Genomic DNA, 19,526 nt, shown 5'->3' on the forward strand with positions numbered 1-19,526 from the left:
AAGATGGGATGCCATTGTCGATTTCGTGGACGCGCTGGCGGCCAACCCGCCGCGCGCCGGCCACGCGCATATCGAACGGCTGCGGGAACTGGGTCTGGCCGATACCGAAATCCACGATCTGGTGCTGTCCGCGGCGTCGTTCTCCTGGGCCAACCGGCTCATGCTCACACTCGGTGAACCGGAGGTTCCGCAGGCGGATTGACGGCTTCCCGGAACCTCGCAAAGGGGGTTGCCAGACAGTCGCAGCAACCGCATCATGGGTGGATCTCCGTGACCGCTTCCCCGGAGCGCCGGGAGTCGGCGAGTCTCCCCGAAACCCCAGGTAGGCCAGCGTCTAGCCCCATCTCGAAAAAAAACTAGATTTTTCCTCGAAAACCTTCCCGAGGCGTGGTCCGGCTCGGTATGGTCCCGATGGCAAACAGTCAGTGAAGCAACACTGGCACCCGTTATTCGATCGGAGCACCACCATGACGGACATCATCTCGAACGTACTCGTGCAGACCATCCTGAAGCTGCTCGCGACCGGCTCGGCCAGCGGTTCCGCCAAGTAGCCACGCGAGTGCCACCTTTCGGCTACTGCGCGGGAGCCGACGAGGTACTGAAGGGCCTGATCCATGACGAGGGGATCAGGCCCTTCGTCATGTCCAGGGTGAATGTCCGGTTCGGTGGGGGTATGGCGCTGGTCGCCGCACGAGCCGCCATTTGCGCGGAAATATATTCTAAAAAACTCCTTCAAAAGTATTCCGTCCAGTTCGCCCGCTCTGTATCGTGTTGATTGGCAAACGATCAGTGACTTTCGGGCCAATGCGGCATCGGAATGCGTTTCTTCCCCCGGAACCGCGTTCCGAACCTGGGGCGGTTCCCCTGCCTATACCCGCCTCCCCAGGTGCGCCGTACTGGCCCGAAGTAGCTGAGCCAACTTTCGGCTATCGCGCGGGATGTCGAAGGTGCAAACGAAGGGCCCGATCCATGACGAGGGGATCGGGCCCTTCGGTATTGTCTGGCGCAATGTCACAGGAAACGAACGCGGGAAGAATGTACGCCGGGCAGCCCGTAGAAGACCGGCAACGGCAGCGTCGTGCGCGTTTTCTGGAGTCGGGGCTGACGGTGTTCGCGCGAGACGGATACGCAAACAGCTCCGTCGGCGCCATCTGTAAGGACGCCGGCCTCTCCTCACGGCAGTTCTACGAGGAGTTCACCGGTCGCGAATCGCTGCTGCTCGAGCTCTACGAGCAGATCGACCGCGAATCACGGGAAGCCGTGGCGGCCACCATCGCCGAGCACTCCGATGCGAACGCCATCGACATCATCGACGCCGCCGTGCGCGCGTACATCGAGTCGATCGGGCGCGATCCCCGAAAAGCCCGGGTCGCGCTGGTCGAGGTCGTCGGCGCGGGGCCGAAGGTCGAGCAGTTCCGGCTCGAGCTGCGCCGCGCCTGGGGCGCACTGCTCGCCAGCGCCGCCGAGGATGCCGCCCTGCACGGCGAAATCCCGCCCGGTGACTACGAGATGCGCGTGCTGGCGATCATCGGCGCCGTCAACTACGTGGTGGATGCCTGGAGTGGTTCCGAACCCCGGTCGCCGCTCGATGAGGTCATCAGCGTGCTGCGCCGCGTCATCATGGGCGCCGTCAGCGCCTGACCGCACGTCAACCGCCCTCGGCCGCACCGATTTTCCACTCGCGGGTGCGTACCGGGGGCGGTACCGTGGCGGGCATGTACGGGGGAATCCGCAGTACGCACCTGGTGTGCACCGGCTGTCGTGTGTCGATGAAACGCGCCCTCGGGCACGGCAATCCGGCCCGGCCGTGCCCGGTCTGCCGCCGCCCCATGCGCGATGCCGGACCCAACCTCGCCGTTCCGCGCCGCGCCGACCTGTCGGGCTGGCGCGCCCTGGCCACCGTGCTCGACTCCGGATTCACTTACCACTCCCGCTGCGACTGCTGCCAGGACGGCCCGGGGCACCGCCCGCACGCCTTCGGTGGCCCGTCCGGCGCGCGCCGCTGGGCGGCCACAGCCGTCGCGGCGTCACGCAACCCGCCCGGCGCAAGCAAACCCCGTAGCGGACGCGCCAGGCCGTCGTAGTGCCGACCCGACGGCGCGCGCCGGACTTGATCTTGCTGCCGTCGGCGGGTAAGCGCGGTTTCCCTCCGGGATGGCCGAGTTCGGATGGGGCGGCGAACTATCCGGTATTCCCGACCGCAGCGTCAGCGCGGCCGAGGCGGCCCGAGGGTGGGCACCCGGTCCGGGCCGCCGCCGGGCTGCCGGGATGGGAGACCGGGAGGCGGTAGCGTGCGGGGCGTGGAGAGTGTGCCGATTCAGATGCCGGACGGGTCGACGGTCACCGTGTGGTTGATTCCGGCGAAGGGCGCGCATCGGCATCCGATCACCGCCGACTCGCCGCGGCCGGTCGTGGTGATCGTGCCGGGGCTGGGGGTGCCGGGGGAGTACTACTCGCTGTTCGGAAAGCCCTTGGCGGCAAGGGGATTCGACGTCGCCCTGCTGGAGCTGCGCGGCAACGGCGACAGCCGGCCGAAACCGAATCCGCCCGGACCCTACGGTTATCAGGAACTGGTTGCGGTGGATTTTCCCGCCATGTTCCAGGTGGTGCGGAACCGTTTCCCGGACAGCACCCCCTACCTGCTCGGACACAGTATGGGCGGACATCTGGGCGTCATGTACGCCTCGCGGATTCGCGGACGGCTCGGCGGGCTGATTCTGGTCGCCTCCGGCACGCCGCATCACCGCGGCTACCGGGGTCTGGCCGCGCCGGGATCCCTGCTGGGCAGTGCCGCAGTCTCTTTGACCGCCGGGCTCGCCGGGTTCTGGCCCGGCGACACCATGATCGCGGGCAGCTTCGGCCGCCAGCCGAAGCTGCTGATCTCCGACTGGGCGCGGCTGGCGCGCAGCGGGAAATTCCAGCCGGCCGGTGCGGACATCGATTACGAAGAGCGCATCGGGCGACTGAAACTGCCGGTCCTGTCGATCACCATCACCGGCGACGACCTCACCCCGCCCGGCTCGGCCCGGCAGCTGCTGGACAAGCTTCCCAAGGCCGCCATCACCACCTGGCACAATCCGGCGCCGCTGGGGCACAACGGGTGGATCAGCGACCCGGATTCCACCGTCGACTATGTCGAAAAGTGGCTCAGGGACCGGTGACCGGCGGATCGGGACGGTGAGGGCCCCGATCCGCACGCACCGCTCAGGCGTCTTTCTCGATGAGCGTCCTGGTGAAGAACTCGTAGATGAGCGAGGCCTGGAACGCGGACTGCTTGTTGTCGGCCGCGCCGCCGTGGCCGCCCTCGATATTCTCGTGGTACCAGACCGGATGACCCTGGGATTCCAAGAGCGCGGCCATCTTTCGCGCGTGGCCGGGGTGCACGCGATCGTCGCGGGTGGAGGTGGTGAGCAGGATCGGCGGGTACTTCGCGTCCGGATCGGTGTTCTGGTACGGCGAGTACTTCGAGATGTACTCCCACTCCTCGGGTTTGTCCGGGTCACCGTATTCGGCGATCCACGACGCACCCGCCAGCAGCAGGTGATAGCGCTTCATATCCAGCAGCGGGACCTGGCACACGATGGCGCCGAACAGTTCCGGGTAGCGGGTGAGCATGACGCCCATGAGTAGGCCGCCATTGCTGCCGCCGACCGCGCCCAGCTGATCGTGGGTGGTGATGCCGCGCGCGACCAGATCACGGGCGATCGAGGAGAAGTCCTCGTAGACCCGGTGCCGGTTGGCCTTCTGTGCGGCGGTGTGCCATTCGGGGCCGTATTCGCCGCCGCCGCGAATATTGGTCATCACCCAGGTGCCGCCGCGTTCCAGCCAGCCCATACCGGCCGCACCGCTGTAGGCGGGGGTGCGGGAGACCTCGAAACCGCCGTAGCCGGACATGACCGCCGGGCCGGGGGTTCCGCGCCGATCCCGGTGCCGCAGTACGAAATACGGGATCATGGTGCCGTCGTCGGAGCGGGCGAAGAACTGCTCGGTCTCCACACCGGCGGCGTCGAAGAATTCCGGTTCCTTCTTCAGTATTTCGGTGGCGCCGCCGACCGAACTCGTCAGCAGTGTGGTGGGACTGGTGAAACCGCTTGTCGAGAGCATGAATTCGTCACCGCCCTCGAGCGGGTCCAGATTCATGACGCTGGTGGTGGCCATCGGCGGGGCATCGCCGAGGACCTCGCGCACCCAGCCGTCCGGCCCGGGGGTGACCACATGCAGTTTGGTCTGCACGTCCTGCAGGGTGATGAGCAGCAGGTGGTTCTCGGTCCAGCCGTAACCGTGCAGGGCAGTGTGCTCGTCGGGGGTAAACAGCATCTCGAAATCGCTTGCGCCGCTGAGGAATCGCTCGAAATCGATGACCAGCAGCGCGCCCGCCGGATAGCTGACCGCACCGATCTCCCACGGCGATTTCAGCCGCACCAGCAGCCAGTCCTTGTACCAGGATTCGGAGGCATCGCTGGGCACCTCGATGAGCCGGCGGCTGCCGTCATCCTCGAGCAGGAAGACCTCCTCATTGAAGAAGTCGGTGGCGCGACCGGCGAAATGCCGTTCGTAGCCGGGGGTTCGGTCGTATCCGGCGGAGACGGCCACATCCCCGGCCTCGCCCTCGAAGACGGTGACGGCCTCGGCGAGCGGCGTTCCGCGCTGCCAGCGCTTGGCGATGCGCGGATATCCGGAGTCGGTGAGCGAGCCGGGACCGAAATCCGTTCCGACATAGACCGTATCGGCATCGATCCAGCGGATTTCGGATTTGGCCTCGGGCAGAGCGAACCCGCCGTCCTCCGGTTCGCGGAAAGTCCTTGTCTCGATATCGAATTCCCGCACCACCTTGGCGTCCGCTCCGCCGCGCGAGAGGCTGATCAGGGCCCTGTGCTGTTCGGGCCGCAGGACGGCGGCCCCGCTCCACACCCAGTTCTCACCCTCGAGCTCGGCGAGCGCGTCCAGGTCGATCAGCACCTGCCACGCCGGTTCGTCCTTGGCGTATTCGGCGAAAGTGGTGCGCCGCCACAGTCCCCTGGGGTGCTCGCCGTCCCGCCAGTAGTTGTAGAGCCACGGCCCGCGCCGCCCGGGATAGGCGATGCGGGTATCGGTATCGAGCATGTCGAGGATGCGCGCCTCGAGCCCGCTGAACCGTTCCGAGGCCGCGAACCGCGCCAGCACCACCTCGTTGTGCGCCCGCGCCCAATCCAGCGCACGATCACTGGTGACTTCTTCGAGCCACAGGTACGGGTCTGTCACGGTCTCGCCATCACCGGTCATGCCCTACATTCTTGCCGAGTCCGGAGGGCCGTGGTGCCACGACCGGTCGAGGCGGGCCGATCGAGTCCGCCGGTTGTCACATAACGGTCAGTACGATTGCTGGGTCTATGCCGATCCGCTGCAGGAGGTCCCGGATTGCCGTATCAGTCGCCGGAACAGACCGGGCCCAGACTGTGGGAGCAGCACTGCTGCCTGCCCCTGCTGCCGTCGGCCGATATTTCCGAATTGGCCCGCTATCCGCTCGGCTCGTATCTGTCGGTGAACGTGGGGTATTCGCCGCAGTCCACCCGGGATGCGCTGGTGCTGCTGGACCAGTTCCGGCGGGATGCCCTGGCGGACGGCCGATTCCGGCTCGTCGAGCGGATCACGGATGCTGTCGAACCCGATCCCGACACCATCGCGCTGGCCTTCGATCTGGAGGATTCCGGTCCCCTCGGCGGCGACCTCGACAATGTGAAGATGTTCTACGACCTGGGCGTGCGCTCGCTGCTGCCCAGCTACAACTATGCGAATGCGGCCGGATGTGGCTGTCTGGATGCGGAGGACACCGGACTCACCGCCTACGGGCGCGATCTGATCCGCACGCTCAATGCGGTGGGCATGTTCGCCGACGGCTCGCACTGCTCGGCGCGCACCGGGCTGGACATCGCCGAGATCACCGCAGTCCCGATGATCTACAGCCACTCCAATTTCGCTGCGCTGCGGGCGCATCCGCGCAATATCACCGATGATCAGGCGCGGGCGTGCGCCGGCACCGGCGGGGTGATCGGCATCAATGGCGTGGGAATCTTCCTCGGCCGCAATGAGCCCGGTCAGCGTGCCGAACGCATCGAGGCCATGGCGGACCACATTGCCTACGGGGCCATGCTGGTCGGTATCGAGCACATCGGCGTCAGCTCAGACTTCTCCTTCGACGGCGACGACTTCAACGAGGAGATCGCGCGCAATCCGGAGATCTTCTCCGAGGAGTTCACCCGCTACGGGCCGCTGCGGTGGACGCCGCCGGAGGACCTGCTCGGCGGATCCGAGGTGCCCGGCTTGAACGAGGTGCTCGCCGGACGCGGTTTCTCCGACGCCGAGCGCGCGGCCGTATTCGGCGGAAATTTTGCCCGGGTAGCGCAGCAGGTCTGGCGTGATTGAGCTGCCGCTAGACTCGAACGCGGTGTTTGCCCTGCTCTTGCCATTTTGCCGCCGAGAGGGATGAACAATGACGCAGCTCGATCGCACGGTGCAGAAATTCGTGGACGCTATCAACGCGCACGATTCCGATGCCTTTTTCGAAACCCTGAGCGAAGACGCCAGCATGTCCGATGACGGCAATGAGCGGAATCTCGCTCAGTGGACCGATTCGGAGATCTTCGCCACCAATGCCCGCATGAGCGTCGAATCCACCACCAGCCCGACCGAATTCGTCGCCGACTACAGCAATGACCGGTGGGGAAGCATGCGCACGGCCTGGCGCTTCACCGTCCGCGACGGCCTCATCAGCCGCTTCGAAACCGGGCAGGCTGGAGCGTAATTCCTGATCTCGCAAGGATCGGGGTAACTCCGGGGGTACCCCCGGAACTCAGGGCGCACCCGACCGCCAGCACGGGTTGCCAGCTGATATGGCTCCCAACTGCCCGCTAAAGATTCGGGGAGGCGGAAGAGCTAGGCTCGGGGGCGTGACTTCCCACTACGATGTCGTCGTTCTCGGCGCTGGTCCCGGCGGTTACGTCGCCGCGATCCGCGCCGCTCAACTCGGCCTGCGAACAGCGATCGTCGAGCAGAAATACTGGGGTGGCGTGTGCCTGAACGTGGGCTGCATTCCGTCCAAGGCGCTGCTTCGGAACGCGGAGCTGGCCCATATCTTCAATAAAGAAGCCAAAACCTTCGGCATCTCCGGTGAGGTGAGCTTCGACTTCGGTGCGGCGTTCGACCGCAGCCGCAAGGTGGCGGACGGCCGGGTCAAGGGCGTCCACTTCCTGATGAAGAAGAACAAGATCGACGAGTTCGACGGGAAGGGCACGTTCACCGACGCGAAGACCCTCTCGGTCGAGCTGTCGAAGGGCGGCACCGAGTCCCTCACGTTCGACAACGTGATCATTGCGACCGGTACCGAAACCAAGCTGCTGCCGGGCACCTCGCTCTCGGCCAATGTGGTGACCTACGAGGAGCAGATCCTCACCCGCGACCTGCCGGGCTCCATCCTCATCGTGGGTGCGGGCGCCATCGGCATGGAGTTCGCCTACGTCCTGAAGAACTACGGCGTGGATGTGCGGATCGTCGAATTCCTCGATCGCGCACTGCCGAACGAGGACGTCGACGTCTCCAAGGAGATCACCAAGGCGTACAAGAAGCTCGGCGTCACCATCACCACCGGTGCGGCCGTGCAGTCCATCGACGATGACGGATCCAAGGTCACCGTCGCGATCAAGGACAACAAGTCCGGCAATGTCGAGACCGTCACGGTCGACAAGGTGCTGCAGGCAGTCGGATTCGCGCCGCGGATCAAGGGCTACGGCCTGGAGAACACCGGCGTGCAGCTGACCGACCGTGGCGCCATTGCCATCGACGATGTCATGCGCACCAATGTCCCCGGCATCTACGCCATCGGTGACGTCACCGCCAAGCTGCAGCTCGCGCATGTCGCGGAAGCTCAGGGCGTGGTCGCCGCGGAGACCATCGCGGGCGCGGAAACCCTGCCGCTCGGCGATTACCGCATGATGCCGCGCGCCACCTTCTGCCAGCCGCAGGTCGCCAGCTTCGGTCTCACCGAGCAGCAGGCTCGCGACGAGGGCTACGACGTGAAGGTCGCCACCTTCCCGTTCACCGCCAATGGCAAGGCGCACGGCCTGGGCGACCCCAATGGTTTCGTCAAGCTCATCGCGGATGCGAAGTACGGCGAGCTCATCGGCGGCCACCTCATCGGCCCGGATGTCTCCGAGCTGCTGCCCGAGCTGACCCTGGCCCAGAAGTGGGACCTCACGGTCAATGAGCTGGCCCGCAATGTGCACACCCACCCGACGTTGAGCGAAGCCCTGCAGGAGGCCATCCACGGCCTGGCCGGGCACATGATCAACTTCTGATCCGCCCCGAATCACCAAGGCGCCCCTCGGTTTCCGAACCGGGGGGCGCCTTTTCGTCGCCATCCTGTGGATAACTGTCCGCCTGTGGATGGATGTGCAGAGATTCAGTTCGTCGCGCGGGCGGAATCAGTCGCGGTGGTAGGCGTCCTGGGCGGCGCGGATCTGGTCGATATTGGTCTCCAGCATGTGCACGAGCCCCTCCAGCTGGTCCGCGACCTTGGCGCCGAGGTCGGTGAGGGTGTATTCGACGTGTGGCGGAATGGACTGCTGGACCTCGCGGTGGATCATGCCGTCGCGCTCGAGGGTCTGCAGGGTCTGCGACAGCATGCGCTCGCTGATGCCGTCGACGCGGCGGCGCAGGGCGCTGAAGCGGGTGGGACCTTCCTTCAGCGCGACCAGTGCCAGCACACCCCAGCGGCTGGCAATGTTCTGCAGGACCGGGCGGGAGGTGCAATTGCGCGCGAAGACGTCGGCTTCCAAGGTCGGGTCGGTGTCGTCGGGCGGCGTACTCATGGTTCGAGATTACCCACCCTTCAGGTTGCGGTTTCGGAATAGCATGTGCTTACTATTAGTTAGTACATCCAGACAGTGCATTTTGTTCCCACCGAGAACCTGGAGTAAGTCATGACCGTCGCAGTCACCGGAGCCAGTGGTCAGCTCGGCCGCCTTGTTGTCGAAGCCCTGTTGAAGGAGGGTGTCACCCCCGTCGCGGTCGTCCGCGATCCCGCCAAGGTGGCCGATCTGGCCGCGCTGGGCGCCGAGATCCGGCAGGCCGGTTACGACGATCCGGCCGCCCTGGATCGCGCCTTCGAAGGTGTGGATCGGGTGCTGCTGGTCTCCGGCAACGAGTTCGGCAGCCGGGTCGCCCAGCACACCAATGTGCTTCGCGCCGCCGAGCGCGCGGGTGTGGAACTGTTCGCCTACACCAGCATTCCGAATATCGACCGCAATGAAATGATCCTCGCCCAGGAGCACCGCGGCACCGAGGCGGTATTGGACGAGGCGAGCGTGCCGGTGGTCCGGCTGCGCAACGACTGGTACTGGGAGAACTACCTCAGCGGCCTGGCGCCCGCCATCGAATCGGGCGTGCTGTACGGCGCGGCCGGGACCGGCCGGGTGGCCGGCGCCTCCCGTGCCGACTACGCCGAAGCCGCCGCGAAGGTGCTGACCACGGACGGTCACGGCGGGCAGAACTACGAGCTCGGCGGCGAACCTCTCGCGTATGCCGATCTGGCACAAGCGATTTCGGAGGCATCCGGCAAGCCGGTGCGCTACCAGGATCTGCCGCAGGCGGATTACGCCGCCGCGCTCGCGCAGAACGGCGTCCCCGCGCAGTACGCGCAGGTGCTCGCCGACGCGGATGCCGGTATCGCCCAGGGCATTCTGGATATCGAGACCGGTGATCTGCAGCGGCTGCTCGGCCGCACGCCTACCCCCGCGGTCGAGGTGTTCCGCGCCGCTCTCGCCTGAGCGCCTCCGCAGCCCCAAATCAGTACCGGCGGCCCCGGATCAGTACCAGTGGTGGGCCTGCCAGAAATCCCAGGCCGCGACCGGGCTGCCGTACCTCTCGACCATGTACCGGTAGGCCCAGCGCAGCTGGGTCATCGGATTGACCAGCCAGTCGGGGCCCGCGCTGAACATCTTGAGCGCGGGCAGCGCCTGGGCCAGGCCGTAGGCGCCGGAGCTGGGATTGACGGCGAACACCCGCCAGCTGCTCTCATGGGTTATCACCTCATCGAAGGCCCCGAACTGATCGAGGGGGACAATGGTGAGCGCCATGGCTTTCAGTACCGGTCTGGGAAACGCCGACGACGGGTCCAAGCCGAGGGCCGTCACCGTGGGAATGAGTGTAGTCGCCACCGGGCCAAGGGATTTCGCCGCCAGTTGCAGCGCGGACGAGGTCATATCGACCAGCTGGGCGACCTGTTCGTCGGGAGTCGCTTGCGCGGTGGGACTGCCTGCGCCGATCACGATCGGTGCGGCCACCACCAGGAGCATTCCGAGGGTTTTCGCTCGGAGTCCCCGCCGTTGCGATGTAGCCGATTCGGGTAGCTGAGCAATCACGAATAGTCGGTCGAAGAATCGTAATCAGGAGTCAACGTACTCGCTCCCGCGGTGTTCGCGGGGAGCCTTCCCGGCGCGTCGTTCAGTAATCTCTGCGGGTATCTGCGCTGCTCAAGCCTTATTCGCTCGTTCCGTCAACAGGGCCTGCTCAGTAGCGTTGGCGGTCAGTTCCGCGGCGCGCAGGAATGCGGCGCGGGCGTCGTCGGCGTGACCGAGCCGGGCCAGCAGATCGCCTCGGACGGCATACAGCAGGTGATAGTCGTCGAGGGCGCCGGAGGCCGCCGCCTTGTCGGCCAGTTCCAGCCCGGCGGCGGGGCCGTGCAGCATGGCGACGGCCACGGCCCGGTTCAATTCCACGATCGGTGACGGAAAACGCTGGGCCAGTACGGCATACAGTCCGGCAATGCGCCGCCAATCGGTATCGGCGGCGGTCGGCGCCATCGCGTGCACCGCGGCGATCGCCGCCTGCAGTGCGTAGCGGCCCGGGCCGCCGCGGGTGCGGGCGAGGGTGTGCGCGCGGGCCAGCGCGGCGAAACCGCGCCGGATGTAGAGCCGATTCCAGTGTGCGCGATCCTGATCCGCGAGCAGGACCATATCGTTGCCGTCCGCGCTGCGGGCTCCGGTGCGGGACGCCTGCAATTCCAGCAGGGCGGCCAGGCCGTGCGTTTCCGGTTCCCCGGGCAGCAGCGCCGACAGGATGCGCGCCAAACGCAGTGCGTCCTCGCACAATTCGGCGCGCACCCAGCGTTCGCCCGAGGTCGCGGTGTAGCCCTCGTTGAAGATCAGATAGATCACCTCGAGGACCGAATCCAGCCGGGCCGTCAGTTCCGCGCCCTGCGGTACCTCGTAGGGCACCTTTCGGGTGGCGATGGTCTTCTTCGCGCGCACGATACGTTGCGCCACAGTCGATTCCGAGATGACATAGGCGCGGGCGATCTCACCGGTGGTCAGGCCGCCGACCATGCGCAGTGTCAGTGCGGCACGGGCCGGCGGCGTCAGCACCGGATGGCAGGCGGTGAAGATCATGCGCAGCAGATCGTCGGAGATGGCCTCGGCCGGTTCCGGCGGTTGTTCGTCCAATTCCACCTCCCGGCCGAGCAGTTCGAGCTTGCGGGCGAAGGTGGCATCCCGCCGAATCCGGTCGATGGCACGGTGTTTCGCGGTCAGCATGAGCCAGCCGCCCGGATTCGCGGGCACCCCGTCGCGCGGCCACTGCTCCAGGGCCGCCACGTGGGCGTCCTGGGCGAGCTCCTCGGCCGCGCCGATATCACCGACCACGCGGGTCAGGCCGGCGACCAGGCGCGGCCACTCGATGCGCCAGGCCGCCTCGACGGCCTGGCGCGCTCGCTCCCGCGGTGACCGCTCGGGCACGGCTCAGTCCTGATCGGCGAGCTGCCGGACCTCGACCTCGATATCCCACTCCGGCCCGTGCACCCGCAGGAAGCGGGAAGCCCACTCCACCGCCTCCTCGGTGGATCGGGTCTGCAGCAGGCAGTAGCCGCCGATGATCTCCTTGGATTCGGTGAAGGGGCCGTCGATGACGGTCTGCTTCCCGTCGACCTGGTGGATGCGGGTGCCCTCCTCGGTCGGCCGCAATCCGGCGGTGTCGAGCAGGACGCCCGCCTTGGTCATCTCTTCGATGAGCGTGTTCATATCCGCCATGAGCTTCTCGTCCGGGCCCTGTTCGGGGGCCTTGGACGGGTCGAGCCGGATCAGCACCAGATTTCGCATTGTTTCGCTCTCTTCCTTGGCTCAGGCGACCTGGTAGCGGAGGTAGACCGCACCCGAGTCGAACGTCTTCGATTCCAGCAGATCCACATTCAACGCGGCCTTGTCATGGAACAGCGGCGTGCCGGAGCCGACCGTCACCGGATGCACCATGATCCGGAATTCGTCGATGAGACCGTTGTCGATGAACCAGTGCACCAGTTTCGGGCTGGCGTAGATGGCAAGCGTGCCACCGTCTTCCGCTTTGAGTTCGGCAACCCGGGCGGCCGCGTCGGCGGCGATGATCCGGGTGTTCTTCCAGCCCGCCTCCCGCAGCGTGGTGGAGAAGGCGATCTTGTTCACGTTCGTCACCCATTCGGCGTGCGCCTTCTCGCCGTCGGCCGCATCCGGATTGGCGGCGACGCCGGACCAGAAGTCCCGCATGCCTTCGAAGGTACGACGCCCGTACAGCGCGGTGCCGACATCGGCGCGCACATACTGATTACCGAAGGCGTCGACCTCGGGGCTGTAACCCCGGAAGGTCCATTCGAACCCGAGTCCGGTCTGCGAGTCCACGTACCCGTCCAGGGTCATGTTCTCGATTGCCACCACTTTTCGCATGGCTGGTCCTTCCCGTCGAGGAGCGGGCCGCGGTTCGGCCCATGACTACTCCTCGAACGGGACGGTCCGGAATCGACATGATCAGTGCGCACCCTGGAACTGCTGTGGCGCTAGCCCGGGCAGAGCGGGGCGGCGCGCGGTCCGAAGCAGCGCACCACGTTCGACGCCGTAGTCGATGCGGCGCTGGAGATCGCCGACGGTCAGGGGTTGGCGGCGCTCACCATGCGGTCGCCCGCATCGCCATCGACACCGACCGCGCCGCCGCCGAAAGCGGTGAATCCGACCACGATTGGTGGCAGCGCGCCGCCCCACTGCTGCAGCGCGTCTTCTCCGCCGACCGCTACCCCCTCGCCGCCCGCGTCGGCGCGGCCGCCGGCCAGGCCCACGACAGCGCCTACAGCGCCGGCCACGCCTACGACTTCGGCCTCGCCCGCGTCCTCGACGGCCTCGCCGCCCTCATCGAAACCTCGTCCGGCTGAGCCGCAATGTCGGCGGGCCGCGCTCGCCGCGGTGGAATAGCGTGGCGCGGAACGGGCTTGCGCAGAGCCGGGCCGAGTGGTGTGGGCCACCGTTTCAGGTGGTCCGGGGTCGCGGCCGGGTGGCTGATCGGAATTCCGGCGACACGGGGTGCGGGGGCGGGGCAGAATTTCGGGTATGCCGCGATCGGTGCCGGCAATCATTGCCGCTGAAGTCTTTACCAAGGGCGCGCAGCCGGTGATCCCGGCGGGCGAGGGGCTGGTGTTGCGGCCCTGGCTGCGCCGGGATGCGCCGGAGGTGTTCGCGGCCTTCCAGGATCCGGCGATTCAGCGGTGGCATGCGCGGACGGCCGAATCGGTGGAGGAGGCGGACGACTGGATCGAGCTGTGGCTGCATGCCTGGAGCGGCGGGGCCGACGCCAATTGGGCTGTGGCCGACAGCCATACCGGGCATGTGGTGGGGCGGGCGTCGCTGCGGTCGATGCTGCTGTCCCAGGGACTGGGTGAGATGGCGTACTGGGTGGCGCCGCGGGCGCGCGGGCAGGGGATCGCGCCCCGGGCCGTTGCCGCGCTCACCTCGTGGGCATTCGACGAGATCGGCTTCCACCGCCTGGAACTCCGCCATTCCGTGCACAATCCGCAGTCCTGCCGGGTGGCGATGAAGTCCGGTTACGCCCTGGAGGGCACCAACCGCAGCGCCACCCTGCACGCCGACGGCTGGCACGACATGCATATGCACGCCCGCGTCGCAGGCGACCTCTCCACCGAAACCCTGCCGCTCGCACTGGGTTCGCGGGCGCGGCATCGCGCGGACGGCTAGCAACCGCCCGGCGTGGGAGCCCTCGTCATCCCGGCATGCTTTGGCCGGGATCCATCAGCGAGGTACAGCCGCCCGGGTGTGGATCCCGGCCAAAAGCGCACCGGGATGACGGGGATCGCACTGGGATGAGGGAGATTGCGCCGGGATGGCGGGGGATTGCGCTGGGATGAGGGAGATTGCTCAGTGATCCGTTTGGATTCGGAGGGCGGTGATGGTGCTGGCGAGGCCCTCGTACTGGTTGGTGAGCAGGACGATTTCGATGAGGCGGCGGTCGTCGTAGTGCTCGGCGAGGGTGGTCCAGGTGGGGTCGTCGAGGTTGCGGGTGGTCACCAGTTGGTCGACGGCGGTGAGGAGGGCGCGTTCCTTGTCGGTCCAGCCGGGGGCGGTGGGGCCGAGGCGCAGGCGGTCGAGGACCTCCTGGGTGATGCCCGCGCGCTTGCCGAGTCGAATGTGATGGTCGGTCTCGTACTCGCATTCGCGCAGGTGCGCGACTCGCAGGATGACCATTTCGGATTCGTAGCGGCGCAGCCGCCCGCCGGGCATGAGCTTGCCGGAGAAGTGCAGCCAGCCGCGGAACAGGCCGCCGGTGCGCCCGAGGGTGCTGAACAGGTGCGCGTCATCCGTGCCCGCGGCGCGGGAAAGCGCCTGCCAGACAACCCAGTTGACCGGACCCAGCTCCCGGAGACGCCCGGGCGCGATACGTGGCTGCGTCGACACCATGCCCAACGCTAACAGTCTGTCCCAGCCACTCGCCACCGTTCGTCCCCCGCCGCACCAGCCATTCGACCCTGCGCCCGGCCCACTCACTCGTCGCACAGATCTGCACCTTCGGCAATCCGGCATACGTTCGGCCGGGATTCACACCGCACAGGTGGATCTGGCCGAACGCGCCGAGGCGGTCACCAGCAGCCGAGATGGCGGGCGGCGGTCACCCGAAGTGTGGGGGAGAGGGAGTCACTCCCTCACGGCCTGAGCGAGTTTCGTCATTTCCAGGGCTCGGCGGGCGCGGGTGAGGACGTGGGCACGGGAGCTTGTCAGGTGGGCGAGGAGGGTGCGGAGGGCGGCGTCGAGGTCGCCCATGAGGAGGTATTCGGCAATGGCTATGTGGTCTTCCGCCATGGCGGCGACGCGTTCGGGGGTGGGCATATCGATGGCGCGGACGGGGCGGACGCGGGTGTGCACCGTCGAGAGGGCGTCGGCCAGTGCGGAATTGCCCGCGGCCGCGAGCAGGGTGATGTGGAAGCGCTCGTCGGCGGCGATGAGGTCGGCGTCGGGTTCCGGTGGGTTGTCGCGCAGATACCGCCACGTCTCCAGCTCGCGCTGCACCGCGGCCGCGTCCTGCAGCAGGTGCGCCGCCGCGAAGGCCGGGCCGGGGGCGGGAGTGCGCCGCAGGGCGCCGTAGGCCGGGTATTCCGCGGCCGCCTCGTGCGCCTGTGATCCGCCGGCGTAGCCGTAGGCCGAATCCTGCGGATAGGCCTGCACCGGTATCGGATCCAGTCCGCCGAGCCCGGCGGGGGTTGTTTGCAGTCGCTGGATTCCCCTGGCCTCCAGCACGATTCGCAGTTCGTACAGGTCGCCGAGTTCGTCCACTCGCGGCCGGTAGGGGTAGAAGCCGTCGGGGTGACGTTCGAGCAGTCCGTCGGCGAAGAGCCGGGCCAGGGCCTCGCGGACGGGAGTGCGGGAGACGCCGTAGGTCTCGGCGAGGCGTTCCTCGCCGAGCCGTTCGGTCGGTACCAGCACCCCTGCCGCGAGATCCCGCTGCAGGGCCAGATAGACCCGTTCGGACAACGGAATGCGCCCCCTGCGCGCCATGTCGGGACGGCCGATCAGATCGCCATGGCCAGACGGACGTTGGATTCCGCGCCCGCGCCGCCCGCCCCGGAGGAGGTGATGCGGCCCGATTGCAGCACGTAGTACTGCTGCGCGGCCTGCAGGGCGAAGCCGATGTGCTGCTCCACCAGTAGCACGCTCAGACCACCGCGATTGGTGAGATCGATGATGGTGCGCTCGATCTCGGCCACCACCGACGGCTGGATGCCCTCGGTCGGCTCATCGAGAATGAGCAGTTTGGGTTCGGTGATCAGCGCGCGTGCGATGGCCAGCTGCTGCCGCTGACCGCCGGAGAGCAATCCGGCCTTGCGCGTGAGCAATTCCTTCAGGGCCGGGAACAGCTCCAGCGATTCGGCGATGAGCTCCTTACCGCGCTTGCGCCCGTCCGCCACCACCTGGAGGTTCTCCAGCGCGGTCAGCTGCGGGAAGGACTGCTGCCCCTGCGGTACATAGGCGATGCCGCGCTTGACCCGCCGCGACGGGGCCATCTTGGTGATGTCCTCGTCATTGAAGCGGATCCGCCCCGATTTGGCGGGCAGCAGGCCAACCGCGGCGCGCAGCAGCGAGGTCTTCCCGGCGCCGTTGTGGCCCATGACGGCAACCACGCCGTCACTCGGAACTGTCAGCGAGACACCGTGAATCACCTGGCTGCGACCGTATCCGGTCTGTAGGTCGATGATCTCAAGCATTCGCGGCCTCCTCTGCGTCGGTGGATGCGCTCTCGGCGGGACCGGCCGAGTCGGCGGCGGGCGGCAGGTCACCGGCCGCCGCGGTGCCGAGGTAGACCTCCTGCACCTTCGGATCGGCCTGGACCTGTTCGACGGTGCCCTCGCTGAGCACCCGGCCGCCCGCGAGCACGGTGACCGAGGTGGCGAAGGCGCGCATGAAGTCCATATCGTGTTCGACGACCACGACGATGCGTTCACCGCCGATGCGGCGCAACAGGTTTCCGGTCTCCTCGCGCTCCTCGGCGCTCATACCGGCGACCGGTTCGTCGAGCAGCAGTACCGAGGCGTTCTGCACCAGCAGCATGCCGATCTCCAGCCACTGCTTCTGGCCGTGCGCGAGCACCCCGGCGGGTTTGTCGCGCAGGGCCGTCAGGCCGGTGGTCTCCAGCGCCTCCTCGATGGCGGGCAGCACCGACTTGCGCTTACGCAGCAGCGTCAGCGCCGAACGTCCGGCGCCGGCGGCGATATCGAGATTCTGCAGCACGGTGAGCTGCTCGAAAACGCTGGCGGTCTGGAAGGTGCGGCCGACGCCCAGCCGGGCGATCTGATGCACCTTCTTACCGATCAGCTCACTGCCGGACTTGCGCGCCGAACCGGTGGCGGCGGCCAGACCGGTGATGGCGTCGATCAGCGTGGTCTTGCCCGCGCCGTTCGGTCCGATGAGAAAGCGCAGATCACCCTGCAGCACAGTGAGATCCACATCGGTGACGGCTTTGAAGCCGTCGAAACTCACCGACAGGCCGCGGATTTCGAGGTATTCGCTGTCCATTCCGGCATTGCCGCCGAATTTGGGTTCCTGCGCGGCAGCGGTCGTCATGCCTTCACCTTCTCTTCGTCCGCGGGGGCATCCGGCTCGGTGGCGGGTTCGGCGGTCTCGTCGGCCGGTGCCTCGACGGAGACGGCCGAGGCGGTGACCGCCGGGCCGGAGCCCGGCGCCGGGCGCATCCGCTCCGCCAATTGCTTTGCCAGCGGCAGCAATCCGGCCAGACCGGCGGGCAGGAAGCCGATCACCACAATGAACAGCGCGCCCTGGAAGTAGGTCCAGGCCGACGGGAAGTTCTCCGAGAGCGTGGTCTGCGCCCAGGCCACGCCGATCGCGCCCAGCACCGGGCCGAGCAGGGTGGTGCGGCCGCCGATGGCGACGCCGACCAGGAAGGCGATGGAGGGCACCACGCCGATATCGGCGGGGGAGATGATGCCGACGATCGGGGTGAACAGCGCACCCGCGATGCCCGCGAAGAAGGCGGCCACCACATACGCGACGATCTTGATATTGGCCGGGTCGTAGCCGAGGAAGCGCACGCGCTCCTCCTGATCACGCACGGCGACAAGGAGTTCGCCGTAGCGGCTGTTCATCAGCTGGCGCGCGATGGCGACCACCACGAGCAGTGCGCCCGCCGCGATGAAGAACAGCATGCGCCGGTTCACCGGATCGTCCAGGCGGAAGCCGAAGAAGGTCTTGAAGTCGCTCAGACCGGTGAAGCCGCCGATGGTCTGCTGACCCGTGAGCAGAATGGCCAGCGCCGCCGCGAGCGCCTGGCTCAGAATGGCGAAGTACGCGCCCTTGACGCGGCGCTTGAACACTCCGAAGCCGAGCACCGCCGCGACCAGTGCGGGCACCACCAGAATGCCCAGGATCGCGACCGGTGCGGAGGCGAAAGGCCGCCAGTACGAGGGCAATTCGGAGATGCCGGCGATGGACATGAACTCCGGCACGTCCTCGTGCGCCTTGGCGGCGTCGGCCATCTGCATATGCATGGCCATGATGTACGCGCCGATGCCGAAGAACACGCCCTGGCCCAGGGTGAGCATGCCGCCGCGACCCCAGGACAGGCCGATGCCGACCGCGACAATGGCGAAGCAGAGGAACTTCGCCAGCAGGCTCAGCCGGAAATCGCTGAGCATCGCGGGTGCGATACCGAACAGGACGACGGCCGCCAGGACGAAACCGCCCACGACCTTGAACGACGATGCGTCTTTGAAAGTGCGCTGGATGAGAGTCATGCCAGACTCCTCGTGCGAACGGTGAACAGGCCCTGCGGGCGGGCCTGCAGGAAGATCACGATCACGATGAAGACGATCACCTTGGCGACCGGCGCGGTGGTGGAGTATTCGACGAACGAATTCAGCAGGCCCATGCCGAAGGCCGCGATGACGGTGCCCTTGATCTGTCCCAGGCCGCCGATGACCACCACCAGGAAGGCATCGACGAGATACGACTGACCGATGGTCGGGCTGGTGGAACCGATCAGGGTGAGCGCCACCCCGGCGACCGCGGCCAGGCCGGAGCCGATGAAGAAGGTGCTGATATCGGTGAAACGAGAAGAGACGCCGGAGGTTTCGGCAAGACTGCGATTCTGCACCACGGCCCGGATGCGCCGGCCCAGCGGTGTGGTCTTGAGTGCGGTGGCCAGCGCGATGACCGCGACCAGGGCCAGCACCATGATGAAGATGCGGGTCTTGGGAACCACGGTGCCGGCAATGGTGATGCCGCCGGTCAGCCAGTCGGGGGCCACCACATTCTTGGCGGGAGCGCCGAAGATATTGCGGGCGGCCTGCTGTAGCACCAGGCCCACGCCGAAGGTGACCAGCAGGGTGTCCAGTGGCCGGTCGTACATCCAGCGGATGAGACCCATTTCCAGGGCCGCGCCCAGTAGCCCGCCGACCAGGAAGCCGACGAACAGCGACACGATGAGTGCGACGCCGGTCGAGTGAATGACCTGCTGCACAACGAATGTGGTGTAACAACCGGCCATGATGAATTCGCCGTGCGCCATATTGATCACGCCCATCTGACCGAAGGTCAGCGACAGGCCCAGCGCGGCGAGCAGCAGGATAGAGCCGAGGCTCAAGCCCGTGAAGAGCTGTCCGACAGCGACTTCCATGTGATTACCTCTGTAGTTCTCTCGAGCGGCCGCGCGTCGTGCGGACGATGTAGCGGGCGGTGCCA

22 protein-coding genes are annotated in these 19,526 nt (G+C 66.9%); 10 read left to right on the forward strand and 12 right to left on the reverse strand.

Going from position 1 to position 19,526, the window contains the following annotated elements:
* Positions 1-25: 25 nt before the first annotated feature.
* The 4 genes from OG716_RS33620 to OG716_RS33635 all read left to right on the forward strand — a co-directional run bounded on the left by OG716_RS33620 (position 26) and on the right by OG716_RS33635 (position 3,161).
* Positions 26-202, forward strand: a complete 177-nt coding sequence (locus OG716_RS33620; RefSeq protein ID WP_405134415.1) for a hypothetical protein — start codon at positions 26-28, stop codon at positions 200-202.
* 806 nt (positions 203-1,008) lie between these two features.
* Positions 1,009-1,641: a TetR/AcrR family transcriptional regulator gene (locus OG716_RS33625; RefSeq protein ID WP_327142558.1), complete on the forward strand. Its 633-nt coding sequence runs from the start codon at positions 1,009-1,011 to the stop codon at positions 1,639-1,641.
* Between the two features lie 74 nt (positions 1,642-1,715).
* Positions 1,716-2,084, forward strand: a complete 369-nt coding sequence (locus OG716_RS33630; RefSeq protein WP_405134416.1) for a hypothetical protein — start codon at positions 1,716-1,718, stop codon at positions 2,082-2,084.
* A 216-nt stretch (positions 2,085-2,300) separates the two neighbouring features.
* Entirely contained in the window at positions 2,301-3,161 is an 861-nt protein-coding gene (locus OG716_RS33635) for an alpha/beta fold hydrolase (RefSeq protein ID WP_405134417.1), read from the forward strand.
* Positions 3,162-3,204: 43 nt separating this feature from the next.
* On the opposite strand, the gene OG716_RS33640 is transcribed toward OG716_RS33635, so the two are convergent.
* On the reverse strand, positions 3,205-5,262 hold the full coding sequence (locus tag OG716_RS33640) for a prolyl oligopeptidase family protein (RefSeq protein WP_405134418.1): 2,058 nt from the start codon (positions 5,260-5,262) through the stop codon (positions 3,205-3,207).
* A gap of 135 nt (positions 5,263-5,397) precedes the next feature.
* Here OG716_RS33640 and OG716_RS33645 point away from each other — a divergent pair, with 135 nt between their 5' ends.
* The 3 genes from OG716_RS33645 to lpdA all read left to right on the forward strand — a co-directional run bounded on the left by OG716_RS33645 (position 5,398) and on the right by lpdA (position 8,330).
* Positions 5,398-6,402, forward strand: a complete 1,005-nt coding sequence (locus OG716_RS33645) for a dipeptidase (protein ID WP_405134419.1) — start codon at positions 5,398-5,400, stop codon at positions 6,400-6,402.
* A gap of 67 nt (positions 6,403-6,469) precedes the next feature.
* A complete protein-coding gene (locus tag OG716_RS33650; RefSeq protein ID WP_405134420.1) occupies positions 6,470-6,781 on the forward strand; it encodes a nuclear transport factor 2 family protein in 312 nt (103 codons plus the stop codon).
* 145 nt (positions 6,782-6,926) lie between these two features.
* Positions 6,927-8,330: a dihydrolipoyl dehydrogenase gene (gene lpdA, locus OG716_RS33655; protein ID WP_405134421.1), complete on the forward strand. Its 1,404-nt coding sequence runs from the start codon at positions 6,927-6,929 to the stop codon at positions 8,328-8,330.
* A gap of 126 nt (positions 8,331-8,456) precedes the next feature.
* On the opposite strand, the gene OG716_RS33660 is transcribed toward lpdA, so the two are convergent.
* Positions 8,457-8,843 carry a winged helix-turn-helix transcriptional regulator gene (locus OG716_RS33660; protein WP_405134422.1) on the reverse strand — a complete coding sequence of 129 codons (387 nt, stop codon included), beginning with the start codon at positions 8,841-8,843 and terminating at the stop codon, positions 8,457-8,459.
* A 111-nt stretch (positions 8,844-8,954) separates the two neighbouring features.
* Between OG716_RS33660 and OG716_RS33665 the strand changes: the two genes are divergently transcribed.
* Positions 8,955-9,800 carry an SDR family oxidoreductase gene (locus OG716_RS33665; protein ID WP_405134423.1) on the forward strand — a complete coding sequence of 282 codons (846 nt, stop codon included), beginning with the start codon at positions 8,955-8,957 and terminating at the stop codon, positions 9,798-9,800.
* Positions 9,801-9,839: 39 nt separating this feature from the next.
* Here the strand turns inward: OG716_RS33665 and OG716_RS33670 are convergent, their stop codons facing one another.
* The 4 genes from OG716_RS33670 to OG716_RS33685 form a co-directional block, all read right to left on the reverse strand.
* Positions 9,840-10,328, reverse strand: a complete 489-nt coding sequence (locus tag OG716_RS33670; RefSeq protein WP_405134424.1) for a hypothetical protein — start codon at positions 10,326-10,328, stop codon at positions 9,840-9,842.
* Between the two features lie 177 nt (positions 10,329-10,505).
* Positions 10,506-11,765, reverse strand: a complete 1,260-nt coding sequence (locus OG716_RS33675; RefSeq protein WP_405134425.1) for an RNA polymerase sigma factor — start codon at positions 11,763-11,765, stop codon at positions 10,506-10,508.
* A gap of 3 nt (positions 11,766-11,768) precedes the next feature.
* A complete protein-coding gene (locus OG716_RS33680; RefSeq protein ID WP_355129029.1) occupies positions 11,769-12,125 on the reverse strand; it encodes a YciI family protein in 357 nt (118 codons plus the stop codon).
* A 21-nt stretch (positions 12,126-12,146) separates the two neighbouring features.
* Positions 12,147-12,722: a dihydrofolate reductase family protein gene (locus tag OG716_RS33685; protein WP_405134426.1), complete on the reverse strand. Its 576-nt coding sequence runs from the start codon at positions 12,720-12,722 to the stop codon at positions 12,147-12,149.
* 104 nt (positions 12,723-12,826) lie between these two features.
* Between OG716_RS33685 and OG716_RS33690 the strand changes: the two genes are divergently transcribed.
* Together OG716_RS33690 and OG716_RS33695 are read left to right on the forward strand one after the other, a co-directional pair.
* Positions 12,827-13,201: a TetR/AcrR family transcriptional regulator C-terminal domain-containing protein gene (locus OG716_RS33690; RefSeq protein WP_405134427.1), complete on the forward strand. Its 375-nt coding sequence runs from the start codon at positions 12,827-12,829 to the stop codon at positions 13,199-13,201.
* 175 nt (positions 13,202-13,376) lie between these two features.
* Entirely contained in the window at positions 13,377-14,018 is a 642-nt protein-coding gene (locus OG716_RS33695) for a GNAT family N-acetyltransferase (protein ID WP_405134428.1), read from the forward strand.
* 180 nt (positions 14,019-14,198) lie between these two features.
* Here the strand turns inward: OG716_RS33695 and OG716_RS33700 are convergent, their stop codons facing one another.
* The 6 genes from OG716_RS33700 to urtB form a co-directional block, all read right to left on the reverse strand.
* Positions 14,199-14,738 (reverse strand): carboxymuconolactone decarboxylase family protein, encoded by a 540-nt coding sequence (locus tag OG716_RS33700; protein ID WP_405140093.1) that lies wholly within the window; start codon positions 14,736-14,738, stop codon positions 14,199-14,201.
* A 234-nt stretch (positions 14,739-14,972) separates the two neighbouring features.
* Positions 14,973-15,830: a GntR family transcriptional regulator gene (locus OG716_RS33705; RefSeq protein WP_405134429.1), complete on the reverse strand. Its 858-nt coding sequence runs from the start codon at positions 15,828-15,830 to the stop codon at positions 14,973-14,975.
* A 14-nt stretch (positions 15,831-15,844) separates the two neighbouring features.
* A complete protein-coding gene (gene urtE, locus OG716_RS33710) occupies positions 15,845-16,537 on the reverse strand; it encodes an urea ABC transporter ATP-binding subunit UrtE (RefSeq protein ID WP_405134430.1) in 693 nt (230 codons plus the stop codon).
* Positions 16,530-17,393, reverse strand: coding sequence for an urea ABC transporter ATP-binding protein UrtD (gene urtD, locus OG716_RS33715; protein WP_355129045.1), 864 nt, complete (start codon positions 17,391-17,393; stop codon positions 16,530-16,532). The genes urtE and urtD overlap by 8 nt, the downstream gene beginning before the upstream one ends.
* A complete protein-coding gene (gene urtC, locus OG716_RS33720; RefSeq protein WP_405134431.1) occupies positions 17,390-18,580 on the reverse strand; it encodes an urea ABC transporter permease subunit UrtC in 1,191 nt (396 codons plus the stop codon). The genes urtD and urtC overlap by 4 nt, the downstream gene beginning before the upstream one ends.
* The gene (urtB, locus tag OG716_RS33725) at positions 18,577-19,461 is read right to left on the reverse strand and encodes an urea ABC transporter permease subunit UrtB (protein WP_405134432.1); all 885 of its coding nucleotides are present in this window, start codon (positions 19,459-19,461) and stop codon (positions 18,577-18,579) included. The genes urtC and urtB overlap by 4 nt, the downstream gene beginning before the upstream one ends.
* Positions 19,462-19,526: the final 65 nt, after the last annotated feature.

Source organism: Nocardia sp. NBC_01388 (assembly GCF_045040085.1).
Taxonomy (GTDB): domain Bacteria; phylum Actinomycetota; class Actinomycetes; order Mycobacteriales; family Mycobacteriaceae; genus Nocardia.

Coding starts and splice junctions, on each gene's coding strand:
- OG716_RS33625 (WP_327142558.1), top strand. CDS start 1,009: ATGTCACAGGAAACGAACGCGGGAAGAATGTACGCCGGGCAGCCCGTA.
- OG716_RS33630 (WP_405134416.1), top strand. CDS start 1,716: ATGTACGGGGGAATCCGCAGTACGCACCTGGTGTGCACCGGCTGTCGT.
- OG716_RS33640 (WP_405134418.1), bottom strand. CDS start 5,262: ATGACCGGTGATGGCGAGACCGTGACAGACCCGTACCTGTGGCTCGAA.
- OG716_RS33650 (WP_405134420.1), top strand. CDS start 6,470: ATGACGCAGCTCGATCGCACGGTGCAGAAATTCGTGGACGCTATCAAC.
- OG716_RS33660 (WP_405134422.1), bottom strand. CDS start 8,843: ATGAGTACGCCGCCCGACGACACCGACCCGACCTTGGAAGCCGACGTC.
- OG716_RS33665 (WP_405134423.1), top strand. CDS start 8,955: ATGACCGTCGCAGTCACCGGAGCCAGTGGTCAGCTCGGCCGCCTTGTT.
- OG716_RS33670 (WP_405134424.1), bottom strand. CDS start 10,328: ATGCTCCTGGTGGTGGCCGCACCGATCGTGATCGGCGCAGGCAGTCCC.
- OG716_RS33680 (WP_355129029.1), bottom strand. CDS start 12,125: ATGCGAAATCTGGTGCTGATCCGGCTCGACCCGTCCAAGGCCCCCGAA.
- OG716_RS33685 (WP_405134426.1), bottom strand. CDS start 12,722: ATGCGAAAAGTGGTGGCAATCGAGAACATGACCCTGGACGGGTACGTG.
- OG716_RS33695 (WP_405134428.1), top strand. CDS start 13,377: ATGCCGCGATCGGTGCCGGCAATCATTGCCGCTGAAGTCTTTACCAAG.
- OG716_RS33700 (WP_405140093.1), bottom strand. CDS start 14,738: ATGGTGTCGACGCAGCCACGTATCGCGCCCGGGCGTCTCCGGGAGCTG.
- OG716_RS33705 (WP_405134429.1), bottom strand. CDS start 15,830: ATGGCGCGCAGGGGGCGCATTCCGTTGTCCGAACGGGTCTATCTGGCC.
- urtE (WP_405134430.1), bottom strand. CDS start 16,537: ATGCTTGAGATCATCGACCTACAGACCGGATACGGTCGCAGCCAGGTG.
- urtD (WP_355129045.1), bottom strand. CDS start 17,393: ATGACGACCGCTGCCGCGCAGGAACCCAAATTCGGCGGCAATGCCGGA.
- urtC (WP_405134431.1), bottom strand. CDS start 18,580: ATGACTCTCATCCAGCGCACTTTCAAAGACGCATCGTCGTTCAAGGTC.
- urtB (WP_405134432.1), bottom strand. CDS start 19,461: ATGGAAGTCGCTGTCGGACAGCTCTTCACGGGCTTGAGCCTCGGCTCT.